The sequence below is a fragment of the Metapseudomonas otitidis genome (genome assembly GCF_900111835.1).
GTDB lineage: Bacteria > Pseudomonadota > Gammaproteobacteria > Pseudomonadales > Pseudomonadaceae > Metapseudomonas > Metapseudomonas otitidis.
The window spans coordinates 36,617-57,982 of sequence record NZ_FOJP01000013.1; the positions used below are offsets into that span (position 1 = coordinate 36,617).

At 69.4% G+C, this 21,366-nt stretch carries 19 protein-coding genes; 6 read left to right on the top strand and 13 right to left on the bottom strand.

Annotated elements, in window-relative coordinates; translation table 11 throughout:
- The first annotated feature begins 15 nt into the window (after positions 1-15).
- A complete protein-coding gene (gene pyk / locus BM198_RS17550; RefSeq protein WP_074971548.1) occupies positions 16-1,467 on the top strand; it encodes a pyruvate kinase in 1,452 nt (483 codons plus the stop codon).
- A 95-nt stretch (positions 1,468-1,562) separates the two neighbouring features.
- Here pyk and BM198_RS17555 read toward each other — a convergent pair whose 3' ends face one another.
- The 3 genes from BM198_RS17555 to BM198_RS17565 are packed head-to-tail and all read right to left on the bottom strand — an operon-like array spanning position 1,563 to position 4,422.
- Positions 1,563-2,336 carry an enoyl-CoA hydratase gene (locus BM198_RS17555; RefSeq protein WP_044413062.1) on the bottom strand — a complete coding sequence of 258 codons (774 nt, stop codon included), beginning with the start codon at positions 2,334-2,336 and terminating at the stop codon, positions 1,563-1,565.
- Between the two features lie 24 nt (positions 2,337-2,360).
- Positions 2,361-3,302, bottom strand: coding sequence for an iron-sulfur-binding ferredoxin reductase (locus tag BM198_RS17560; protein WP_074971549.1), 942 nt, complete (start codon positions 3,300-3,302; stop codon positions 2,361-2,363).
- Positions 3,295-4,422: a GGDEF domain-containing protein gene (locus BM198_RS17565; RefSeq protein WP_074971550.1), complete on the bottom strand. Its 1,128-nt coding sequence runs from the start codon at positions 4,420-4,422 to the stop codon at positions 3,295-3,297. Before BM198_RS17565 ends, BM198_RS17560 begins: the two co-directional genes overlap by 8 nt.
- Before the next feature lie 223 nt (positions 4,423-4,645).
- Between BM198_RS17565 and BM198_RS17570 the strand changes: the two genes are divergently transcribed.
- The 4 genes from BM198_RS17570 to BM198_RS17585 all read left to right on the top strand — a co-directional run bounded on the left by BM198_RS17570 (position 4,646) and on the right by BM198_RS17585 (position 12,286).
- Positions 4,646-6,169, top strand: coding sequence for a fumarate hydratase (locus BM198_RS17570; RefSeq protein WP_074971551.1), 1,524 nt, complete (start codon positions 4,646-4,648; stop codon positions 6,167-6,169).
- Between the two features lie 413 nt (positions 6,170-6,582).
- Entirely contained in the window at positions 6,583-8,907 is a 2,325-nt protein-coding gene (gene gspD / locus BM198_RS17575; RefSeq protein ID WP_074971552.1) for a type II secretion system secretin GspD, read from the top strand.
- A gap of 54 nt (positions 8,908-8,961) precedes the next feature.
- Positions 8,962-11,778 (top strand): M66 family metalloprotease, encoded by a 2,817-nt coding sequence (locus BM198_RS17580; RefSeq protein WP_074971553.1) that lies wholly within the window; start codon positions 8,962-8,964, stop codon positions 11,776-11,778.
- Positions 11,744-12,286: a hypothetical protein gene (locus BM198_RS17585; protein ID WP_074971554.1), complete on the top strand. Its 543-nt coding sequence runs from the start codon at positions 11,744-11,746 to the stop codon at positions 12,284-12,286. The genes BM198_RS17580 and BM198_RS17585 overlap by 35 nt, the downstream gene beginning before the upstream one ends.
- Here the strand turns inward: BM198_RS17585 and BM198_RS17590 are convergent.
- Both BM198_RS17590 and BM198_RS17595 read right to left on the bottom strand, forming a co-directional pair.
- Positions 12,283-13,155, bottom strand: coding sequence for a carbon-nitrogen hydrolase family protein (locus tag BM198_RS17590; RefSeq protein WP_074971555.1), 873 nt, complete (start codon positions 13,153-13,155; stop codon positions 12,283-12,285). The two genes, BM198_RS17585 and BM198_RS17590, sit on opposite strands and share 4 nt — an antisense overlap.
- Positions 13,152-13,742, bottom strand: a complete 591-nt coding sequence (locus BM198_RS17595; protein ID WP_074971556.1) for a GNAT family N-acetyltransferase — start codon at positions 13,740-13,742, stop codon at positions 13,152-13,154. Before BM198_RS17595 ends, BM198_RS17590 begins: the two co-directional genes overlap by 4 nt.
- 110 nt (positions 13,743-13,852) lie before the next feature.
- Between BM198_RS17595 and BM198_RS17600 the strand changes: the two genes are divergently transcribed.
- The gene (locus tag BM198_RS17600; protein ID WP_044409344.1) at positions 13,853-14,251 is read left to right on the top strand and encodes a nuclear transport factor 2 family protein; all 399 of its coding nucleotides are present in this window, start codon (positions 13,853-13,855) and stop codon (positions 14,249-14,251) included.
- 4 nt (positions 14,252-14,255) lie between these two features.
- Here the strand turns inward: BM198_RS17600 and BM198_RS17605 are convergent, their stop codons facing one another.
- From BM198_RS17605 to BM198_RS17640, 8 genes are all read right to left on the bottom strand, one after another.
- Complete coding sequence (locus BM198_RS17605; protein WP_074971557.1) at positions 14,256-15,572, bottom strand: Nramp family divalent metal transporter; 1,317 nt, start codon at positions 15,570-15,572, stop codon at positions 14,256-14,258.
- Between the two features lie 102 nt (positions 15,573-15,674).
- Positions 15,675-16,175 (bottom strand): hypothetical protein, encoded by a 501-nt coding sequence (locus BM198_RS17610; RefSeq protein WP_074971558.1) that lies wholly within the window; start codon positions 16,173-16,175, stop codon positions 15,675-15,677.
- 143 nt (positions 16,176-16,318) lie between these two features.
- A complete protein-coding gene (locus BM198_RS17615; RefSeq protein WP_044409347.1) occupies positions 16,319-16,621 on the bottom strand; it encodes a ribbon-helix-helix domain-containing protein in 303 nt (100 codons plus the stop codon).
- Between the two features lie 142 nt (positions 16,622-16,763).
- Positions 16,764-17,345, bottom strand: coding sequence for a DJ-1/PfpI family protein (locus BM198_RS17620; protein ID WP_044409348.1), 582 nt, complete (start codon positions 17,343-17,345; stop codon positions 16,764-16,766).
- An 85-nt stretch (positions 17,346-17,430) separates the two neighbouring features.
- Positions 17,431-17,982: a DUF2846 domain-containing protein gene (locus BM198_RS17625; protein ID WP_044409350.1), complete on the bottom strand. Its 552-nt coding sequence runs from the start codon at positions 17,980-17,982 to the stop codon at positions 17,431-17,433.
- A gap of 76 nt (positions 17,983-18,058) precedes the next feature.
- Positions 18,059-19,216, bottom strand: coding sequence for a phospholipase D-like domain-containing protein (locus tag BM198_RS17630; RefSeq protein ID WP_074971559.1), 1,158 nt, complete (start codon positions 19,214-19,216; stop codon positions 18,059-18,061).
- A complete protein-coding gene (locus BM198_RS17635; RefSeq protein ID WP_074971560.1) occupies positions 19,213-19,794 on the bottom strand; it encodes a YceI family protein in 582 nt (193 codons plus the stop codon). The genes BM198_RS17630 and BM198_RS17635 overlap by 4 nt, the downstream gene beginning before the upstream one ends.
- 109 nt (positions 19,795-19,903) lie before the next feature.
- Entirely contained in the window at positions 19,904-21,211 is a 1,308-nt protein-coding gene (locus tag BM198_RS17640; protein ID WP_074971561.1) for an OprD family outer membrane porin, read from the bottom strand.
- Positions 21,212-21,366: the final 155 nt, after the last annotated feature.

A 21,366-nucleotide genomic window follows, 5' to 3' on the forward strand; every position in this document is an offset into this window, starting at 1 on the left:
AACTGGAGCCTTCGCATGTCCTTCCGCCGTACCAAGATAGTCGCCACCCTCGGCCCGGCCAGCAACTCACCCGAGGTGCTGGAGCAACTGATCATCGCTGGGATCGACGTCGCCCGCCTGAACTTCTCCCACGGCACCCCCGAAGAACACAAGGCACGCGCCCGCCTGGTGCGCGAGCTGGCGGCCAAGCACGGCCGCTTCGTCGCCCTGCTCGGCGACCTGCAAGGCACGAAGATCCGCATCGCCAAGTTCGCCAACAAGCGCATCGAACTGGCCGAAGGCGACAAGTTCCGCTTCTCCGTCACCCACCCGCGTGACGCCGGTAGCCAGGACGTGGTCGGCATCGACTACCCGGACCTGATCAAGGACTGCGGCGTCGGCGACGAACTGCTGCTGGACGACGGCCGCGTGGTCATGCGCGTCGACGCCACCACCGCCGACGAACTGCACTGCACCGTGCTGATCGGCGGCCCGCTGTCCGACCACAAGGGCATCAACCGTCGCGGCGGCGGCCTCACCGCCCCGGCCCTGACCGCCAAGGACAAGGCCGACATCAAGCTCGCCGCCGAAATGGAGCTGGACTACCTGGCCGTCTCCTTCCCCCGTGACGCCGCCGACATGGAACTGGCCCGCCGCCTGCGCGACGAAGCCGGTGGCAGCGCCTGGCTGGTGGCCAAGATCGAACGCGCCGAAGCCGTGGCCGATGACGAGGCCCTCGACGGCCTGATCCGCGCCAGCGACGCCGTGATGGTGGCCCGTGGCGACCTCGGCGTGGAAATCGGCGACGCCGAGCTGGTGGGCATCCAGAAGAAGATCATCCTGCACGCCCGCCGCTACAACAAAGCCGTGATCACCGCGACCCAGATGATGGAGTCGATGATCCACAGCCCCATGCCGACCCGCGCGGAAGTCTCCGACGTAGCCAACGCCGTGCTCGACTACACGGACGCCGTGATGCTCTCCGCCGAGAGCGCCGCTGGCGAATACCCGGTGGAAGCGGTCAAGGCCATGGCGCGCGTCTGCGTCGGTGCCGAAAAGCACCCCACCAGCCAGAAATCCAGCCACCGCCTGGGCCACACCTTCAGCCGCTGTGACGAGAGCGTGGCCCTGGCGACCATGTACACCGCCAACCACTTCCCGGGCGTGAAGGCCATCATCTGCCTGACCGAAAGCGGCTACAGCCCGCTGATCATGTCGCGCATCCGTTCCTCGGTGCCGATCTTCGCCTTCTCCCCCCACCGCGCCACCCAGGCGCGCGTGGCGCTGTTCCGTGGCGTCTCCACCATCCCCTTCGACCCGGCCGCACTGCCGGCGGACAAGGTCAGCCAGGCTGCCGTGGACGAACTGCTCAAGCGCGGCGTCGTGCAGCAGGGCGACTGGGTCATCCTGACCAAGGGCGACAGCTACCACACCGTCGGCGGCACCAACACCATGAAGATCCTCCACGTCGGCGACCCGCTGGTGTAAGGCATCTGCAGCACGTGAAAAGGCCGCTCATCGAGCGGCCTTTTTTCATGTGCCGAAACGGGAGGGGTGGGCTGAAGCCCGCCCTGCTGGACCACTCAGGCGAACTTGGAAAAATCGGGTTTTCGCCGCTGCATGAACGCCGACAGCGCCTCGATGGCCTCGGGCGTACGCAGGCGCTGACCGAACAGCTCGCCCTCCTCCATGATCACCCGGCGCAGTTCCTCACGGCCGGGTTCGCGCATCAGGCGCTTGCTCACCGCCACCGCCGAGGGCGCCAGTTGCTCGAAGCGCTGGGCCATCTCGCGGGCACGGGCCAGGGTTGCGGCGCCGTCCGCCAGGGCCTCGTTGGCAATGCCCCAGGCAGCCGCCTGCTCACCGGTGAAAGACTCGCCCAGCAGCAGCAGCTCCGCCGCACGGGCGTGACCGAGTAGGCGCGGCAGGATCAGGCTGGAGCCGTACTCCGGGCACAGCCCCAGGTTGACGAAGGGCATCTTCAGCTTGGCGTCGCGCGCCACGTAGACCAGGTCGCAATGCAGCAGCAGCGTGGTGCCGATGCCCACGGCCGGGCCACTCACGGCGGCCACCACCGGCTTGCTGAAGTCGAACAGTGCCTTCATGAAGCGGAACACTTCGCTGTCCAGCCCGGACGGCGGCGCCTGGATGAAGTCGGCCACGTCGTTGCCGCTGGTGAAGCAGGTCTCGCTGCCGGTGATCAGCACCGCACGCACGCTGCGGTCCTCGTCGGCCGCGTCCAGCGCATCGGCCAGGGCGCCATACATGGCGCGGGTCAGGGCGTTCTTCTTGTCCTCGCGGTCCATGCGCAGGGTCAGCAGGCCCTGCTCGCGTTCCAGGTGGATGTGTTCGCTCATGGTGGGTCCTCGGCGGTGGCCGCCTCAGACGGAGCGGCTCAGGAATTCGTCGGCCAGCAGTTGGTTGCGGGGCAGGCCCGCGAGATAGAGCCGGCGGGCGAAGGCCTCGACCCGCTCCGGCCGCCCGCAGAGTAGGGCGACGGTTTGCCGGCTCACAAGCCGGATTTCGGCCAAAACAGCCTGTAGCTGCGCCACCGTCACCAGCTCGACCGTGACGTTGGCATGCTCGGCCGCCAGCGCACGCAAGGGCTCCGCCAGGTAGTGGCCAGCCTCGTCATGGGCCACGTGAATGAGCCGGATGGGGCCGGCATGATGCTGGCGCAGCGCCTCCCGCAGCACACCCCAGATCGGTGCCAACCCCGTGCCGGCAGCCAGCATCAGCAGCGGCCGGGCGTCCCAGGCCGGGTCATAGTGCAGCGCACCGCCGCGCAGTTCGCCCAGGCGCAGCGCATCCCCGGGCACCAGCGCCCGGGCGGCATCGCAGAAGGCGCCCGGCGCACGGCAATCGATGTGGAACTCCAGCCAGGGCGCCTCCCCCGGCAGGCTGGCCAGCGAGTAGGGCCGGGCCACGCCCTCCCCCGTCCACAGCAGCAGGTGCTGGCCGGCGCTGTAGCGCAGCGGTCGCTGTGGTTCCAGGCGCAGGCGCAGCACCTCGCCCCCCAGCCAGTCACAGGCCGCGACCCGGGCCAGGGTGCCGTCGCGCTGGGGGTCGAACAGCTCCACCGCCAGGTCCTGCACCACCAGGCACTGGCAGGCCAGGCGCCATCCCTGTTCACGACGCTCGGCATCCAGCGCATCGGGGCGCGCATCGGCCGGCTCGCCGGCGGTCACCCGCACCAGGCAGGCATGGCAGCTGCCGGCACGGCAACTGAACGGCACGCGGCAGCCACCGGCATTCAGGGCATCCAGCAGGTTGCTGGCGGGCGCCACGCTCCAGCGGCGCCCGGCGGCTTCGAGTTCAGGCACCCTGGATCTCCCATGCCGCATCGCAGCGGTTGCGGCCATTGCGCTTGGCCCGGTAGAGCGCCTGGTCGGCCCGCTGCAGGGCGTCGTCCAGGTCATCGTTGCAACCGATCAGGGTCATGCCGGCAGACAGGCTCAGCGCCCCCACCTGCACCCCCACCGGCTCGGCGCTGGCGAAAGCCTCCCGCAGCCGCTCGCAGCAGCTGGTCAGGCGGTCGGCATCGCAGTCGGGCAACAGCAGCACGAACTCCTCGCCACCGTAGCGGGCCAGGAGATCGCCATCGCGCAGGCAGGCCCGCGCCACGGCCGCGAAGGTCTGCAGCACCCGGTCGCCGGCCGCGTGGCCATGCTGGTCATTGATGCGCTTGAAGTGGTCAAGGTCGATCAGCGCCAGGCCATGGAAGCGGCCCGGCGGCACGCCCTTCATCTCCCGCGCTGCCATGCGCAGGAAGTGCCGGCGGTTGAACAGCCCGGTGAGTTCGTCGGTGGCCACCAGGTCTTCCAGTTGGCGCATCATCCCGCGCAGCGTGTCCTGGTGGGCCTGCAGGGCGAAGCGCCGCTGCCGCATGCGCTGGCGCATCGCCTGGACATAGCTGGCGAACAGCCCCAGCCACACCAGCAGCACGAACAGCGCACACACCTGCAGCAGCGCCAAGGCCGGCGACTGCAGGCGCATCTGGTACGCCTCCAGCAGGTTCAGGCCGGCGAAGGCCGTCAGCCCGAAGCCCGCACAGCGCAGGAATACCCGTGGCGGCAGCTGGAACACGCCGAACAGCAGGATCAGCACATACACCACCAGCAGTGCGCCCCGGGCCGCGCCCAGGTCGGCCATCAGCAGGGTGTGCCAGGTCATGGCCACGAGGATCTGCGCCTCGGTCAGGCTGGGGTCGGGGAAACGCAGGTTGCGGCCGCTGCGCAGGAGCGCGAAGAACACGAGTTGGGAAATGACGATGAGTCCGGTGAAGCCCAGCGCCACCCAGGGCGAGCGCTGGTAGAAACCACCCAGCACCGCCAGCCAGAACAGCAGCAGCACGAGCGCATAGGTTGCCACTGCCATGCCGAAGCGCTTCAGCAGCAGGCTTTGCAGGCCCCGTTGGGTGGACCCTCGACTGGATGTGCTCATGGGCTCCGTCCCGTGCTGGCACGATGCCGCCACTCTACGCGCGTGAAAACGAAAAACCTAGGGGACGCAAGCGGTTCGCCGAGCGCCCGGGGTCGACTCTTGGCGGGTGTGCCCGGCCTTGAGCACGCGGTATACTTCCGCGCCATTTTCACCCCCAATCCAATGCGCGCCGGGTCGTGGTCCGGCGCTTCCTGATGTTCCCGAATTGAAGAGGAGCGCACCCATGACCGTGATCAAGCAGGACGACCTGATTCAGAGCGTCGCCGACGCCCTGCAGTTCATCTCCTATTACCACCCCGTCGATTTCATCCAGGCCATGCACGAGGCCTACCTGCGCGAAGAGTCGCCCGCCGCGCGCGACTCCATGGCGCAGATCCTGATCAACTCGCGCATGTGCGCCACCGGCCACCGCCCCATCTGCCAGGACACCGGCATCGTCACCGTGTTCGTCCGCGTGGGCATGGACGTGCGCTGGGACGGCGCCACCATGAGCGTCGACGACATGATCAACGAGGGCGTGCGCCGCGCCTACAACCTGCCGGAGAACGTCCTGCGCGCCTCCATCCTGGCCGACCCGGCGGGTGCCCGTAAGAACACCAAGGACAACACCCCGGCGGTGATCCACTACTCCATCGTCCCCGGCAACACCGTGGAAGTGGACGTGGCCGCCAAGGGCGGTGGCTCCGAGAACAAGTCGAAGATGGCCATGCTCAACCCGTCCGACTCCATCGTCGACTGGGTGCTCAAGACCGTCCCGACCATGGGTGCTGGCTGGTGCCCGCCGGGCATGCTCGGCATCGGCATCGGCGGCACCGCCGAGAAGGCCGCGGTGATGGCGAAGGAAGTCCTGATGGACCCGATCGACATCCACGAACTGAAGGCCCGTGGCCCGCAGAACAAGATCGAGGAAATGCGCCTCGAACTGTTCGAGAAGGTCAACCAGCTGGGCATCGGCGCCCAGGGCCTGGGTGGCCTGACCACCGTCCTCGACGTGAAGATCATGGACTACCCGACCCACGCTGCCTCGCTGCCGGTGTGCATGATCCCCAACTGCGCCGCCACCCGTCACGCCCACTTCGTGCTCGACGGTTCCGGCCCGGCCGCCCTGGAGGCCCCGCCGCTGGACGCCTACCCGGAAATCGTCTGGGAAGCCGGCCCGAGCGCCCGCCGCGTCGACCTCGACAGCATCACCCCCGAGGACGTGCAGAGCTGGGAGCCGGGCGAGACCCTGCTGCTCAACGGCAAGATGCTCACCGGCCGCGACGCCGCCCACAAGCGCATGGTCGACATGCTCAACAAGGGCGAAGAGCTGCCGGTGGACCTCAAGGGCCGCTTCATCTACTACGTCGGCCCGGTCGATCCGGTCGGTGACGAAGTGGTCGGCCCGGCAGGCCCCACCACCGCCACCCGCATGGACAAGTTCACCCGCCAGATCCTGGAAAGCACCGGCCTGCTGGGCATGATCGGCAAGTCCGAGCGTGGCCCCATCGCCATCGAAGCGATCAAGGACAACAAGGCCGTGTACCTGATGGCCGTCGGCGGCGCTGCCTACCTGGTGGCCCAGGCGATCAAGAAGTCCAAGGTCCTGGCCTTCGCCGAACTCGGGATGGAAGCCATCTACGAATTCGACGTGAAGGACATGCCGGTCACCGTCGCCGTCGACACCAACGGCGAGTCGGTGCACATCACCGGCCCGGCGATCTGGAACAAGAAGATCGCCGAAAGCCTCGCGGTGGAAGTGAAGTAAGCCACACCGCAATTGAAAAGCCCGGCCTCGCGCCGGGCTTTTTCTTGGCGCTCTTCCGGTAACGCGCTGCTGATCAGTTCAGCGCCAAGCGGATTCCAGACGCCAACCTACTGCCCACCAAATCCCCAAAACGGGACCCACATCCTGATATGACCAACCGGTCAATTTCAGGAGTGTGAGCCCATGCACAGTTGTACTCCGACCAGTCGAACGGACGTGCCGCTTTCCTTATTCTCTCGCCCGCTTGTCGGGTCTCCCCCAGGCAGGTCGCCATAGGAAACCAACACGTCGCATGGATGCGCAGCAGTCTGTCGAGCTTTCTCTATGCCCTGGACCTTTGCCCTCTCCCTGCGCCTTCCGGCCGGCACGCGGCTGCCCGTAGCCGATTGCCCGAGCATCCGGGAGCCCCGCCGATGAGCCTGTGCCTGCCCCGTTGCCTGGCCCGCCTCGCCTGGGCCTGCATGTTGCTGTGCCCGCTGCTGTGGGCAGAGCCGGCCAGCCAGGACGGCGAGGAGCGCTGGACCATCAACATGCGCGACGCCGACATCCGCGACTTCACCGAGCAGGTCGCCAGCATCAGTGGCCAGACCCTGGTGCTCGATCCCCGGGTCAAGGGCCAGGTCACCGTCATCTCCGAATCGCCGCTGACCCTCAGCGAGGTCTACCAGCTGTTCCTCTCGGTGATGAGCACCCACGGCTACAGCGTGGTCACCCAGGGCAACCAGGCGCGCATCGTGCCCGATGTGGAGGGCCGCAGCGTGGCCAACAGCCCCGTCGGCAGCGGCCCGGAAACCCTCGAGACGCGCCTGCTGCAGGTGCAGCAGACACCGGTCAACGAACTGCTCCCGCTGATCCGCCCGCTGGTGCCGCAGAACGGTCACCTGGCGGCCATCCCCTCCAGCAACTCGCTGATCGTCAGTGACAAGCGCGCCAACATCGAACGGCTGATCGCCCTGATCGCCCAGGTGGACAGCGCCGGAGCCAACGACAGCGTGTTCTACGACCTCAAGCACGCCTGGGCCCGCGACGTCGCCGCGATGCTGCAGGAGAGCCTGCGGCGCGGGCAGCCGGCCGGCAACGGCAACGCCCAGGTGATCGCCGACCCACGCACCAACCGCCTGCTGCTGCTCGGCCCGCCCGAGGCCCGCGAGCGCCTGCTGAAGATGGCCCGCCAGTTGGACACCCAGCCTGTGCGCTCGGCCAACACCCGGGTCGTGCGCCTGCGCCATGGCGACGCCAAGGACCTGGCCAAGACCCTCAGCGACCTCTCCGAGCAACTGCGCGGCACCGCCTCGCCCACCACCACCCAGGCCCCGGTGCTGATCCGCGCCGACGAGGGGATCAACGCCCTCATCCTGATGGCCGAGCCGGACATGGTGGCGCAGCTGGAAGACCTGGTGCACCAGCTCGACGTACCCCGCGCCCAGGTGCTGGTGGAGGCCGCCATCGTCGAGATGTCCGGCGACGTCAGCGAAGCCCTCGGCGTGCAGTGGGCCATCGACGGGCGCTCCGACAGCGGCCCCATCGGCGGCAGCAACTTCAGCAACACCGGGCTCTCGGTGGGCACCCTGCTCGGCGCCATCGACGCCAAGACCCCGGTCAGCCTGCCCGACGGCGCCATCGTCGGCATCGGCAACAAGAACTTCGGTGCGCTGATCACCGCCCTCTCCGCCAACGGCAACAGCAACCTGCTTTCCACCCCCAGCCTGCTGACCCTGGACAACCAGAAGGCCGAGATCCTCGTGGGGCAGAACGTGCCCTTCCAGACCGGCTCCTACACCACCGACGCCGCCGGGGCCAACAACCCCTTCACCACCATCGAGCGCAAGGATGTCGGCGTCACCCTCAAGGTCACCCCGCACATCAACGAAGGCGGCACCCTGCGCCTGGTGATCGAGCAGGAGATCTCCTCCATCGCCCCCAGCACCGGCGCCGCCTCCCGCGCGGTGGACCTGGTCACCAACAAACGCATGATCAAGAGCACCGTACTGGCCGACAACGGCCAGGTGATCGTGCTCGGCGGCCTGATCCAGGACGACGTCACCCGCAGCGAGAGCAAGGTACCGCTGCTGGGCGACATGCCCCTGGTGGGCGGCCTGTTCCGCTCCAGCAAGGACGTCAACGTCAAGCGCAACCTGATGGTCTTCCTGCGGCCCAGCGTGGTCCGCGACGGCAACCGCCTGGCCGACCTCAGCCAGGAGAAGTACCTCGACCTGCGGCAGCAGGCCGCCGGGCCAAACGCCCAGCGCAGCCTGCCCCAGGAGCCGGCGCAGCTGTTCAAGTCCACCCGCTCGGCCGCCCCGGTCGCGACGGCACCGGCACCGGCACCAACACCGGCACCTGCGCCCAAGCCGGCCCCGGCCCCGGCCCAACCCTACGCCGCCCCGGCTGAAACGCCCCTGCAGCGCAGCGCCCAACCCGTGGCAGCCACCACGCCAGCGACACAACCCCCGGCGCCCGCGGCTCCGGCACAGCCTGCCGCCGCTCCGGCGCCAGCCCCGGCCGCCCCGCGGCGCTACAGCATCAACCTGATCGAAGGCAGCAGCGAGCAGTACATGCGCGCACTGATGGCCCGCCACCCCGGCGCGCCCCTGCGCATCCAGCATTCGCAGCGCAACGGCCAGGACTGGTACCGCATGTTCTACGGCGAGTACTCCCAGGCCGACCTGGCCGAGCGCGCCCTGCGCGACCTGCCGGCCACACTGCCCAGCCATCGGGGACGGGTCATGGCGCTCTAGCGCTCGCCCCGGCTCACAACAATCACAACAAAGCCGAACTGAAAGCGAGGGGACATGTTTCGCAAGCTCGTACTGATCTACGGACTGCTCAGCCTGGCCGGTTGCCTGGACCTGGGCGGCGGCGGGGGTGGCGGAGGCTCCAGCAACCCCGCCCCACCGGCCACCAGCACCCCGGAGACGCCATCCCAGCCGCCCGCCGGTGGTGGCACCCGCCCCGATCCGGAAACGCCCGAGACCCCGCAGCCACCGGTCACGCCCCCGGTCACGCCGCCCACCGAGCCGCCGGTCACCCAACCGGAGAACCGCTTCCCCGAGCCCAGTGCCGCCGTGGTAGATGAGGTCGGAGCCCTCGGTTTCTACGACCAGACCGCCGACGGCCAGCCGCGCCCGGTGCGCAACGACCTCACCGGCACCCTCGCGGCCATGCTGCAGTTCGTGCAGAGCCACTCGGTGGACCCGCAAGGCAACGAAGCGAAGAACATGCCGCGCCTGACCAGCGAGCGCGAAGCCCTGCTGCTGGTAACCCCCGACCCGGACCAGCCCCTGCCCAGGTCCCTGCGCGTGCAGGTGCTGTTGGACGGCGCCCTCAAGGGCGACCTGACGCTGCGCCACCCCGACGAGCTCTACCGTGCCGACCGCACCGGCAGCGACGCCCGCCCCGACGTGGTGTATTCGCGCCGCGCCTGGTCCGCCGTGCTGCCCTGGGACTGGGTGGTGCCCGGCATGAGCCTGCAGCTCAGCGACGACCAGGGCCGCAGCGGCCAGCGCGGCGCCGAGGCCTTCGACTTCGCCCCGCCTGCCGAACTGCTGGTCCAGGCCATCCGCATCGGCATGCTCACCCCCGAGGTCCCGGGCGGCCAGCACTGGTTCAACACCCAGCCGGCCCAGGCCGCCACCGACTACTTCCAGACCGTGCCCATCGCCCGCATGGTGGCCAGCCGGTACGAGGACGTGCTACTGCGCAAGGTGATGGTGGCCAACGGCACGATCTACGACGCCGACCAGGGCCAGGTCAGCGCCACCACCGGCGACGTGTACAGCGGCGACATGCGCGAGAACACCGCCAAGTCCACCTTCAGCACCGGCATCAACCTGGCCAACTGGGGCATCACCAGCGCCGGCATGGCCAGCCAGGAGCAGCCGCAGCTGACCAACTCGGCGGTCATCCACCACGCCCGCGGCCTGTACAGCAACGGCACCGTCAACCACGGCCTCAGCGGCGGCAACGGCATCCTCACCCTGATCGACTCGGTGGGGAACGAATTCAGCCACGAGATCGGCCACCACTACGGCCTGGGCCACTACCCGGGGCAGAGTGGCGACAACTACTTCTGGTCGGGTCACCACCACGACAGCGGCTGGGGCTACATCGCCTACCGCAAGCGCATGCGCGCCAACCTGCACTGGACCCGCGCCAAGACCGGCGGCCTCAACGGCATGCCGATCTACGCCGATGCCTACAGCTTCGCCACCGACGCCATGGCCGGCGGTAACTTCGCCAGCGGCCTGTCGCGCTACACCCACTACACCGGCTACAGCACGCGGCAGAAGATCCAGCCGGCGCTGAACCGCGCCGTCTGGGCGCCCGACTCCCCCACCGGTTACCGCAAGTGGGACGCCACCAGCCGCAAGATGGAGGTGTTCCAGCCGAAGACGCCGACCTCCCGCACCGTCTGGTACAACAGCGCCGACGGCACCTACCGCAAGCCGCGCCTGTTCGGCGTCCCGGTCATCACCCTGCTCGGCGGCTACGACCCGGAGACCGGCGCCGCCGTGCTCTACCCGGCCCTGCGTGGCAACTGGGGCCAGGTCTACGACCTGCCGCCGCCCGACGCCGCAGCCACCAGCCGGCAATGCTGGCTGGAGGTCAGCTTCGCCAACGACAGGACCCAGCGCATCGCCGTCGCCCCCACGCGCCTGGGCAGCAACGCCAACAAGCTGCACGTCAACCTGGCCCAGGCCGAACAGCCCGTCGCCGCGGCCCTGCAATGCCGCGACACGGCCGGCGCCGCCACCACCGAGCTGGCCAGCGTGGTCATTCCCCAGGGCCTGCCCGCCCTGCCGCCGCCGGTGATCGTCGGTCGCGAAGCCGGCTTCCAGGCCCTGCGCCAGGAAGAACTGCCCCAGCTCGACGCCGCCCTCACGGCCCTCGCCGGCCAGCTCGTGCCCACGCTCAAGGGCAACGCACGGGTGCTCTTCGACAGCTACAGCGACCAGCCCGACGGCCTCTCGGCCACGGCCCAGCAGGTCCGCCAACGCCTGCTGGACCAACAGGCCCGCGCCCTGCGCCTGAATCGCTGGCTCGACGCCTACGGCGCCCAGCTGGCCGGCAGCGCCGACGCCGGCCAGGCCCTGGATGCCCTGCTGACCACCCTGCAGTTCGACAGCCGCACCCTGCTGCCACCGCGCCAGGGCTTCACCCTAGGCAACGGCAACTGCGTGCGGGTGGAACAGGTGGACGGCGCCTGGCAGCCCTACGTGCTGGCCAAGGCCCAGTGCACCGGCTCGGCGGAGGAACAGTGGCGGGTGGACGCCAGCGGTCGCATCCGCAGCGTCGCCCAGCCCACCCAATGTCTTACCGCCAGCAACGACGTGGGCCTGAGCGCCTGCGACAGCCAGCAGGACGCCCAGTCCTGGGACTTCTCCGCACTGCCACAGCTGAAGGCCGGCAGCCGCTGCCTGGACCTCTCCGGTGGCTACCTCACCAACGGACGCGGCAAGCTGATCCTCTACGGCTGCACCGGCGGCGCCAACCAGAAATGGTACGGCCCCACCCTCAGCGACAACGGCCTGCTGCCGCTGCTGCAAAGCCGCAACATCGCCGCCTTCACCGCCTATGCCGAGCAACGCGCCCAAGCCGTGGCCCCCTGAGGCCCACCGGCGCCGGGCCCCATGGGGCCCGGCGCTGCTGCTGGCACTGCTGCCCCTGCCGCTTGCCGCAGTGGAGCTGCCCACCGCGCTGCTGGCCCCACCCCGGCTGCACCTGCAGCCGCTGGGGGCACTGCCCGGCCTCAGCGCATGGCGCCTGCACGGGGTGTTCAGTCGGGGGGATGGCCAGGGCAGCGCCACCCTCAGCCTTGAAGACGGGCCGCCCTTCAGCGTCCGGACCGGCGACCGCCTGCCCGGCGGCGTCGAGGTGCTGGCGATCCAGCGCGACCGCCTGCTGCTGCGGCGCGGCCGTGAGCTCGGCGAACTGGTGATCCTGGGCCGCGCACCGGGCGCGGGCGACAGCGCCGTCGCCTCCATGGCCAGCGAGGCCCCCGGCAACCTGCCCAGCTTGCCGCCCGACTGCGAAGCCTTCGCCCTCGGAGGCGTCCCCCTGGACGAACTGCAGGCCCTGGGCGGATGCCCGTCGCTGGCGGACGAGAGCGGGCGTTAGCTCCTCACGCGCTCGAACTGCTCCGGCCAGTCCCGCCGGGTGAACACCTGCCCCTCCCGCCGCACCCGGCGCACCTCCTCCAGGTCCAGCTCGGCCAGCAGCCAGCGACTGCCGTCCGGGCACAGCTCGGGGCTCTCGGCGATCACGCCGTTGCTCGGCATGCCGTAGTCCGGCGGCACATAGAGGCCGGCGCGGCCGATGTTCTCGTCCAGCGCCGGGGACCAGGGCGCCAGCCCCACGGTGGGCGACTGCAGCACGGCGATCTGGCTTTCCAGGGCGCGGGCCTGGGCGCCGATGCGCACGCGGTGGTAGCCGGCCTCGGTGTCGGTGCAGCTGGGGGCGAGGATCAGGTCGGCGCCGCCCTCGGCCAGGGTCCGCGCCAGCAGGGGGAACTCGTTGTCGTAGCAGATGAGGATGCCCAGGCGCCCGAACGCCGTGTCGAACACCCGCAGCCCCTGCCCCGCCGCGATGTGCCAGTGCTCGCGCTCGAAGCGGGTCATCATCAGCTTGTCCTGGTGGCCCAGCTCGCCGTCCGGGCCGTAGAACCAGGCGCGGTTGCGGTACTGGCCGTCGGCATCGCGCACCGCCACCGAACCGGGCTGCAGGTAGACGCCGAGGCGCCGCGCCAGGTCCGCGCACAGCGCCCGCCAGGCAGGCAGCAGCGGCTGGATGCCGTCGATGGAGGCCTGCAGGTCGCCGCGCTGGGCCGGCGGCAGTTGCCCGCTCAGTACCAGGCCGGCGTACTCCGGCAGCAGCAACAGCTCCGCGCCCTCGCCGGCAGCGGCCTCGCACAGGGTGGTGAGGTGCTCGGCGTAGGCGTCCCAGGTGTCGAAGAGGTCGATGTGGTATTGGCAGGCGGCGATCTTCACGGGGTCAGCTCCTTCAGCCAGAACGACATGGGCTTGGCGCTTTCCTCGCGCTCGTCCAGGTCGCGCCAGTGGTACTCGGTGCGCAAGGCGGGGTGGTGGCGGTAACCGCGACGGGCCCAGAACCCGTGCAGCGGCTGGTAGCCGGGCGGGCGGCGCGGGTGGTCGTCCGGGCGCTCCACGGCGCAGAAGGCGCACCACTGGAAACGCCCCAGCGCACGGGCATAGGCCTCGCGCTCGGCGAAGAAGCGCACGCCCAGGCCGCCGCCCCGGTACGCCGGCAACAGCACCGACTCCCCGAAGTAGAAGATCCGCGCCGGGTCCCAGCCCTGGTCAAGGAAGGGCCGCTGGAAGGCGTCGGTCTCGTCCGCCAGGGGCAACCCGGTGGAGGCCCCGACCACCCGACCCTGGTCGAACATCAGCACGAACAGGCTCTCGGCCGACTCGGCGTAGGTGGCCAGGTAGCGCGCCTCGTAGTCCAGGGTGCCGTCGTAGAGATAGGGGTACTCGCGGAACACCGTCAGGCGCAGCCGTGCGAGGTCGTCGATGAAAGGCGCGATGGCCGCGCCCTGGTAGCGTCGGATGTCCATGGTCGTCGTTTTGCCAGCCTCGATGACGCCCCTGGCTAAGAGCGGGGGCGGACAAGACCCTATCATGCAGCGCAACCCCGAACCGACCCATTTGCGACAGGACCTTGACCATGACCGCAGCCGAACTGGTGAAAGCCTATTACGACGCCTTCAACGCCGGGGACATGCCGGCCTTCCTCGCCCTGCTCAGCGAGGACGTGGTGCACGACATCAACCAGGGCGAGCGCCAGCAGGGCAAGGCGGTGTTCGCCGCCTTCATGGAGAAGATGAACCGCTGCTACAAGGAGCGCCTGACCGACATCGTCATCATGCCCAGCGCCGACGGCAGCCGCGTGGCCGCCGAGTTCGTGGTGCACGGCCAGTACCTGGTGGGTGACGAGGGCCTGCCGCCGGCACGCGGCCAGACCTACGTGCTGCCGGCCGGCGCCTTCTTCCACGTGCACGCCGGCAAGATCGCGCGGGTGACCAACTACTACAACCTGACCGACTGGATCGAGCAGGTCAGCTGAGGCCTCAGGCCAGCCAGAAGTACAGCAGCGTCAGGTTCGCCAGGGCGATCAGCCCGAACAGCGCCCAGGCCAGCAGCGCCACCGGCAGGCTGTTGGCGAACGGCCCCATCAACCGGCGGTCGCTGGTGAAGCGGATCAGCGGCCACAGCGCGAAGGGCAGTTGCAGGCTGAGCACCACCTGGCTCAGCACCAGCAGCTTGCCCACCGCCCCCTCCCCCAGCCACAGCACCCCGGCGATCGCCGGGACCAGCGCCAGGGCGCGGGTGATCAGGCGCCGCTGCCAGCAGGGGATCTTCGCCTGCAGGAAACCCTCCATCACCACCTGGCCGGCAATGGTGCCGGTGAAGGTGGAACTCTGCCCCGCCGCCAGCAGCGCGAAGCCGAACAGGAAGCTGGCCAGCGCACCGCCCACCAGCGGGTCCAGCAGGTGGTAGGCGTCCTGGATCTCCACCACCTCGGTGTGGCCGTTGCCATGGAAGGCCGCGGCGGCCAGCACCAGGATGGCGCCATTGACCAGCAGCGCCAGGGACAGCGAGCCGATGGTGTCGAACCGGGCGAAGCGGATGGCGCTGCGCTTGCTGGCCTCGTCCTCGCCGTTGACCCGCGTCTGCACCACCGAGGAGTGCAGGTAGAGGTTGTGCGGCATCACCGTCGCCCCGAGGATGCCGATGGCCAGGTACAGCGGCTCCTGCCCGCTGAGCAACTCCCAGCTGGGCCGCAGCCCCGCCGCCACCTCCGGCCAGTGCGGCCGCACCAGCAGCAGCTCGATGAAGAAGCAGGCGCCGATGGTGGCGATCAGCCCCAGCACGATGGCCTCCAGCCGGCGGAAGTTGGCGCCCTGCAGCGCCAGCACGATCAGCGTGTCGAACGCCGTCAGTACCACGCCCACGGTCAGCGACACCCCCAGCAGCAGGTGGAAGGCCAGGGCCGCGCCGAGCACCTCGGCCAGGTCGGTGGCGATGATCGACAGTTCCGCCAGCAGCCATTGCCCCCGCGCCACGCCGGGGCGGTAGCGCTCGCGGCAGAGCTGCGCCAGGTCACGCCCGGTGGCGATGCCCAGCCGCGAGCAGAGGCTCTGCAGCACCATGCCCGACAGGCTCGCCAGCAGCACCACGAACAGCAGCGCATAGCCGAAGCGCGACCCGGCCTCGATGGCGGTGGCCCAGTTGCCGGGGTCCATGTAGCCGACCGAGACCAAGAGGCCCGGGCCGAGGAACAGCATCAGCCGGCGACCCAGGGAGGCGCCGGGGGGAATGGTCACGCTGTGGCTGACGGCGGAGGGGCAGAACGGCGCAGTGGCCGTGGTGGGCAGCTTGTACATCGCGGAACGCGCCAGGAAGGGAGATAGCGCAGCTTAGACCCCTCGCCGGCGCGGGCAAAGGCGTCGTGGCAACCGGCCGGGAGGCCGGTTGCCGGGCACAAATCAGAGCTTGGCTTCGAGGGCCTTGCGGATCGCCTCGGCTCGAGCGTCCACGTCGTCGACGTTGCTGAACGGGCGGAAGTTCAGGTCCAGCACGCCGCCGTCGAAGGCCACGCCGTCCTGGTAGGCGCTGGAGGGCGCAGTGGCCTCGTCGTAGCGCACCACCACCTTGCTCAGCTTGGCTTTCAGGGCCTGCTTGCCCATGTCGTCCACGGCAATGGCGGACAGGGCCTTCTGCAGGGGCACGAAGTAGATCTGGGTCCAGAAACCGTCCTGGGCGTAGTTGGCGGACTGGTCCGGCAGCGCAATGGTGTTCCATTGCACGTCCAGCGGCAGCTCGTAGCCGGCAGCGGCCTGGATGGCCTTGACCTGGTCGACGTAGACGCCCTGCTCGTACGCGGTGATGGCGCGACGCTCGGCCAGGGACGGCTCGGCGAAGGCCGGCACACCGGCCAACAGGCAGGCAGCAAGGGCGGTGAGGGTGATGAAGCGTTTGGCAGCCATGAACAACTCCTGGGGCCATCGAACCCCGACAGCGGATGCAGCCGGTGGACGCGCGGCGGTGGCCTCCCTGCCACGCGCGGGGGCAAGACTAACCGAGTCGGCCGGGGCGATCCGCCGACCGCCTCATGTTTCAGACCGATCGGTCACCCGGTGCGGCGCGGGACCAGGCTCAGCCCGGCTGCCGTGCTGCGCTGGGCCAGGTAGCGGGTGCAGCTCACCCGCAGGAAGGAGGCGAAGTTCACCACCTCGCCACGGTAGTCCATCACCTCGTCGTAGAGCTTGGTGATGAGCTGGTTGGTGGTCATGCCGTCCACCTCGGCGATCTCCCGGAGGATGTCCCAGAACTGGTTCTCCAGGCGCAGGGTGGTGACCACGCCCCGGATGCGCAGGGAGCGCGAGCGGGATTCGTAGAGGATCGGGTCGGCCTTTACATAGAGCTCGCACATGGGGTGGGTCCTTTATCGGGGGTCCTGAATCGTGCAGGGGCGGCTTCGGTCGCCCAGCGGTGCGCCACGGCGCCAGCGTGATGGTCGCGCCCCTGGCGGCCGCACCGCAGTATGCAGGACGGCGCAGGGATTCTGCGCCTCGTTACAGGCTGATCCGCGTCCCCAGCACCTCGAGGAACTTCGCCAGCCAGGCCGAATGGGCCGGCCAGGCGGGAGCGGTGACCAGGTGGCCGTCCACGTGGGCGTGGTCCACGGCGATGTCGACGAACTCGCCACCGGCCAGGGCGACTTCCGGAGCGCAGGCCGGGTAGGCGCTGCAGGAGCGGCCCTTGAGCACGCCGGCGGCGGCCAGCAGCTGCGGGCCGTGGCAGACGGCGGCGATGGGTTTCTTCGCGGCGTCGAAGGCTTTCACCAGCTCGATCACCCGGGCGTTCAGGCGCAGGTATTCGGGGGCACGGCCGCCGGGGATCAGCAGGGCGTCGTAGTCCTCGGCGCGGACGCGGTCGAAGTCGAAGTTGAGGGCGAAGTTGTGGCCGGGCTTCTCGCTGTAGGTCTGGTCGCCTTCGAAATCATGGATGGCGGTGCGCACGGTCTGCCCGGCGACCTTGTCGGGGCACACGGCGTGGACGGTGTGGCCGACCATGCCGAGGGCCTGGAACGGCACCATGGTTTCGTAGTCTTCGGCGTAGTCGCCGACCAGCATCAGGATCTTCTTGGCTGCCATTGCGGGGTCCTCCCAGTCAGGGCTCAGGGTGACAAAGGTAGCCAATCATCCTCCCCAGCGTGGCCCCCTGGGTAACACCCGGCTACTACAGCGGCTGGCCGTTGGCGTCGATGCGCAGCAGCGGTTGCACCTGGCGGGTGGCGGCGATCTCCTGGCGGCCCAGGGCCTCGCCCACCAGCTGCAGCGGGCCGTCGCCCTGGGGCGGCAGCTCGGCGTTCTTCGGCGGCGGATTGAGCTCGTCGTAGCGCAGGTAGTAGGTGCCGCCGGCACCGGCCTCGAAGGCGAAGCTGGTGATCTGGGTGAAGTCGAAATAGCCGCCGGCCAGCAGCGTCCAGTAGGTACCCATCAGCGGGCGGCGCATCTCCAGGCGGTAGTTGGCGACGTCGAACTCCAGGGCCAGGTAGCCGTTGCTCGGCAGGGTGCCGATCAGCCGGCCGTCGAGGAACAGCCCAGGCGCCTCCAGCTCCTGGTCGGCCCAGTCGCTGCGGGGGCGGTAGATGTAGACCAGGGCATGGTCGCCGTCCCGGGGCGCCAGCGCCTCGAAGGCCGGGCCGTCGGTGGCGCCGAAAAAGGCACCGGGGGTGGAACAGGCGGACAACAGCACGACCAGCAGGGGCAACAGCAGCGGACGGCGCATGGGCACATCTCTCGTTATGGGGTGCAGGGAGCGTAGCCGGCGGCGGGCCACTGCCGACACCCGACAAAGGTTCGGCTCAGCGGCGGCGGTCCAGCAGGTTCACCGCCAGGCGGTCGAGCCAGCCCCACAGGCGCTGGTAGAAGCGCTTGAGCAGCGGCCGGGCGTGCCAGTCCTCCAGGGTGATCTCGCGGCTGTCGTCGAAGTCGCGGCCGAGGGAGGCCGCCACCTGCTCGGTGAAGTGCCGGTCCAGGGCCTCGACGTTGGCTTCGAGGTTGAAGCGCAGGTTCCAGTGGTCGAAGTTGCACGAGCCGACGCTGACCCAGCCGTCCACCAGCACCATCTTCAGGTGCAGGAAGCGCGGCTGGTACTCGAAGATCCGCACGTTGGCCCGCAGCAGGCGCGGGTAGTAGCGCTGCCCGGCGAAGCGCACCGGCGGGTGGTCGGTGTTGCGCCCGGTGAGCAGCAGGCGCACGTCCACGCCGCGCCGGGCGGCCTTGATCAGGGCGCGGCGCACCTTCCAGCTGGGCAGGAAGTACGGCGTGGCCAGCCACACCCGCTCCTTGGCGTTGCGCAGGCTGCGCACCAGGGACTGGACGATGTCCAGGTGCTGGCGGGCGTCGGCGTAGGCCACCCGGCCCATGCCCACGCCGGCCGAGGGATAGGGCGGCAGGTGGCTGAGCCCCGGCGCCTCGTCCGGCAGCCAGGGACGGCGACGCAGGTTGGCCAGCCACTGGAAGTCGAAGATCAGTTTCCAATGCACCACCAGCGGCCCCTGGATCGCCACCATGGCCTCATGCCAATGGCTTTCGGCCTCGCCGGGCTGCCAGAAGTCGTCGGTGGAGCCGGTGCCGCCCACGTAGGCGACGCGGTCGTCCACCACCAGGATCTTGCGGTGGTCGCGGTAGAAGTTGTTCGCCCCACGCCGCCAGCGGATGGGGTTGTAGAACTGCAGCAGCACACCGGCCTCGGCCAGCCGCCCGCGCAGGGCCTGACCGAGCTTCTGGCTGCCGAAGCCGTCGAACAGGCAGCGCACCTTCACCCCCCGCCGCGCGGCCTGGCAGAGCACCTCCACCAGGGCCTCGCTGCAACGGCCGTCCTCCACCAGGTAGAGCTCCAGGCTGACGTGGTGCTCGGCCCGGTCGATGTCGGCCAGCATGGCGGGAAAGAAGCTCGGCCCGTCGATCAGCAGATCAAAGCGGTTGCCGGACTTCCAGGGGAAGATGTGGCCCATCAGCGCGCCGTGAAGATCAGCACGGCGCCCACCGGCACCGAGCTGCTGATGGAGGAGAGCCCCGCCAACTGCTTGAGGGTGCCCAGGCCTTCCATCAGGCCGAAGTCCTCCGCCTGCAGCACCAGCGGGGCCAGGGTCACCACCTGGAAGCGGCGGTCATCCAGGCGGGTGGCCAGCAGCTCGGCCTGGTACTCGTGCTCGCGGCCGTGCAGCGTCACCTTCAGCGGCAGGCGCAGCTCCAGCTGGGCGCCGGGGGCCAGGTCGGTGATGGGGCGCAGGTCGATCTGGGCGTGCACCTCGGCCTCGGGGTTGCGTTCGATCTCGAAGAACAGGTCGCGCAGGCGCTGGTCCCGCAGGGGGATGCCGGTGCTCACCGACTCCAGTTCGATGCGCAGGTGGGCCTTGCCGGTTTCGCCGATGTTGCCGTGCAGGGTGAGGAAGCGGTGCACCTCGGAGAGGCTGCCGCCCTTGGTGGAAATGAAGGACAGCCGCGAGGACTCGTTGTCCAGGTACCAGCCCGCGTGGGCCGGCAGCGCCAGGGCGCCCAGCAGGGCGAAGACGAGGGGAATGGACGTGCGCATGGGGACTCCTGTTGCAAATCGGCGCCACCTTAAACCGCCGGCCAGCGCACCTGCAAACCAGGGTCGCCGGCCCGTCGCCAGCAGGGCGAGGGCCGGCCTGTCCTTCGGATCAGAAGCTATAGACGTAGTTCAGGTACAAACGTTCGGCGTGGTGGGTGATGATGCCCGCCGGCCCGCGCGAGGCCTGCCGGCGGTCCACCCCGTCGGGTACGCCTTCGGTGTGGAAGCGGTTGTGCAGCCAGGCCAGGCTGAGCCCCCTGAGCGGCCCGTCGAAGCGGTACTGCAGCAGGCTCTGGAACTCCCGCCGGGAGAAGTCGCGGTAGCCGGCGGCGTGGTCGGAGAAGGCGTAGTGGCTGTCCAGCCGCAGCTGGGGCAGGCCGAAGGCGCTGAAGTCCATCCCGGCCATGAGCTTGACCATGGCCTCGTCCTCGGCGCCGAAGTAGTAGAACAGCTTGGCGCTGCTGTTCCAGGTGCCGTGGTCCTGGCGGAAGAACGGGCGGTCGAAGTCGCCACCCCGCACCCGGTTGTAGGCCGCCCCCAGGGTGTAGGTGGGCGTGCGGTACTTCAGCGACAGGTCGGTGTAGCGGGCCCGGTGCTGCCGCTCCGCCTCGAACAGGCCGCGCACGCCCTCGTGCTCGAACAGGCGCCCGGCGTCCTGCTGGGCGCCGAGGGTGCCCGCGAGGTCGATGAAGCGCTCATCCCCCAGGGCCAGGCTGTGCTCCAGCTTGATGGAGCCGACCTTGAGGTAGTCTTCGGCCAGGCTGTACTCGCCAGTCAGGCGGCTGGTGGTGGGCAGCGTCCATTCCACGGCCGCCAGGTGCAGCGCCTCGATGCGCTGGCCACGGAAGTTGCGCAGGGTGTCGGACCAGCCCGACTCGTTGCGCGCACTGAAGCCGGTGAGGCGGCTGTAGCGCAGAGCGCGGCCCTCGGCGCGCCACTCCAGGTCCGTCCCCAGGGTGGAGGGCGGCAGGATGCGGCTGAAGGGGTCGTCGTAGTACTGCCCGTAGCGCCGGCTCTTCTTGCCGAGCCCCAGTTGCAGGTAGCCGTCGGCCACCGGGAGCCGTCCGCGCAGGTAGGCCTCCACCGGCTTGGCGATGCCGTGGGGCGACTGCACGCTGCGCCCGGCTTCCAGGTTGCTGATGCTGGTGGCCTCGTGGCCCACGTGCAGCGCATCGGCCAGGCCGTAGGCGTAGTCCACGCCGAACAGGTCGCGGTACCAGCCGGAGTTGAAGCTGAACAGGGCGGCCTGCACCCATTCGTCGCGGTTGGGGCCGACCTCGCCGCCGTCGTTCTCCTTCCAGTAGAACTGGCTGTAGCGCAGCGACGTGCGGCTGTCGTCGATGAAGGGTTCGGCATGGCACGCCCAGCCGGACGCCAGGCACAGCAGCCCGGCGAGGCCTTTCTCTCGCAGGTTCATCTCGTTGTCCTTCTTGTTGTTCTGGATGAAAGGTGAGGCTGTCCGGACAGGCAGGCCCATTGTGGGCGGCCGCCCCCGACAGGCAATCGAAATGGGTTCCACCGGGTGGAATGGCGGGCGGGACGATGGTGCAGGCGACAGGAAGCCGGACGCGG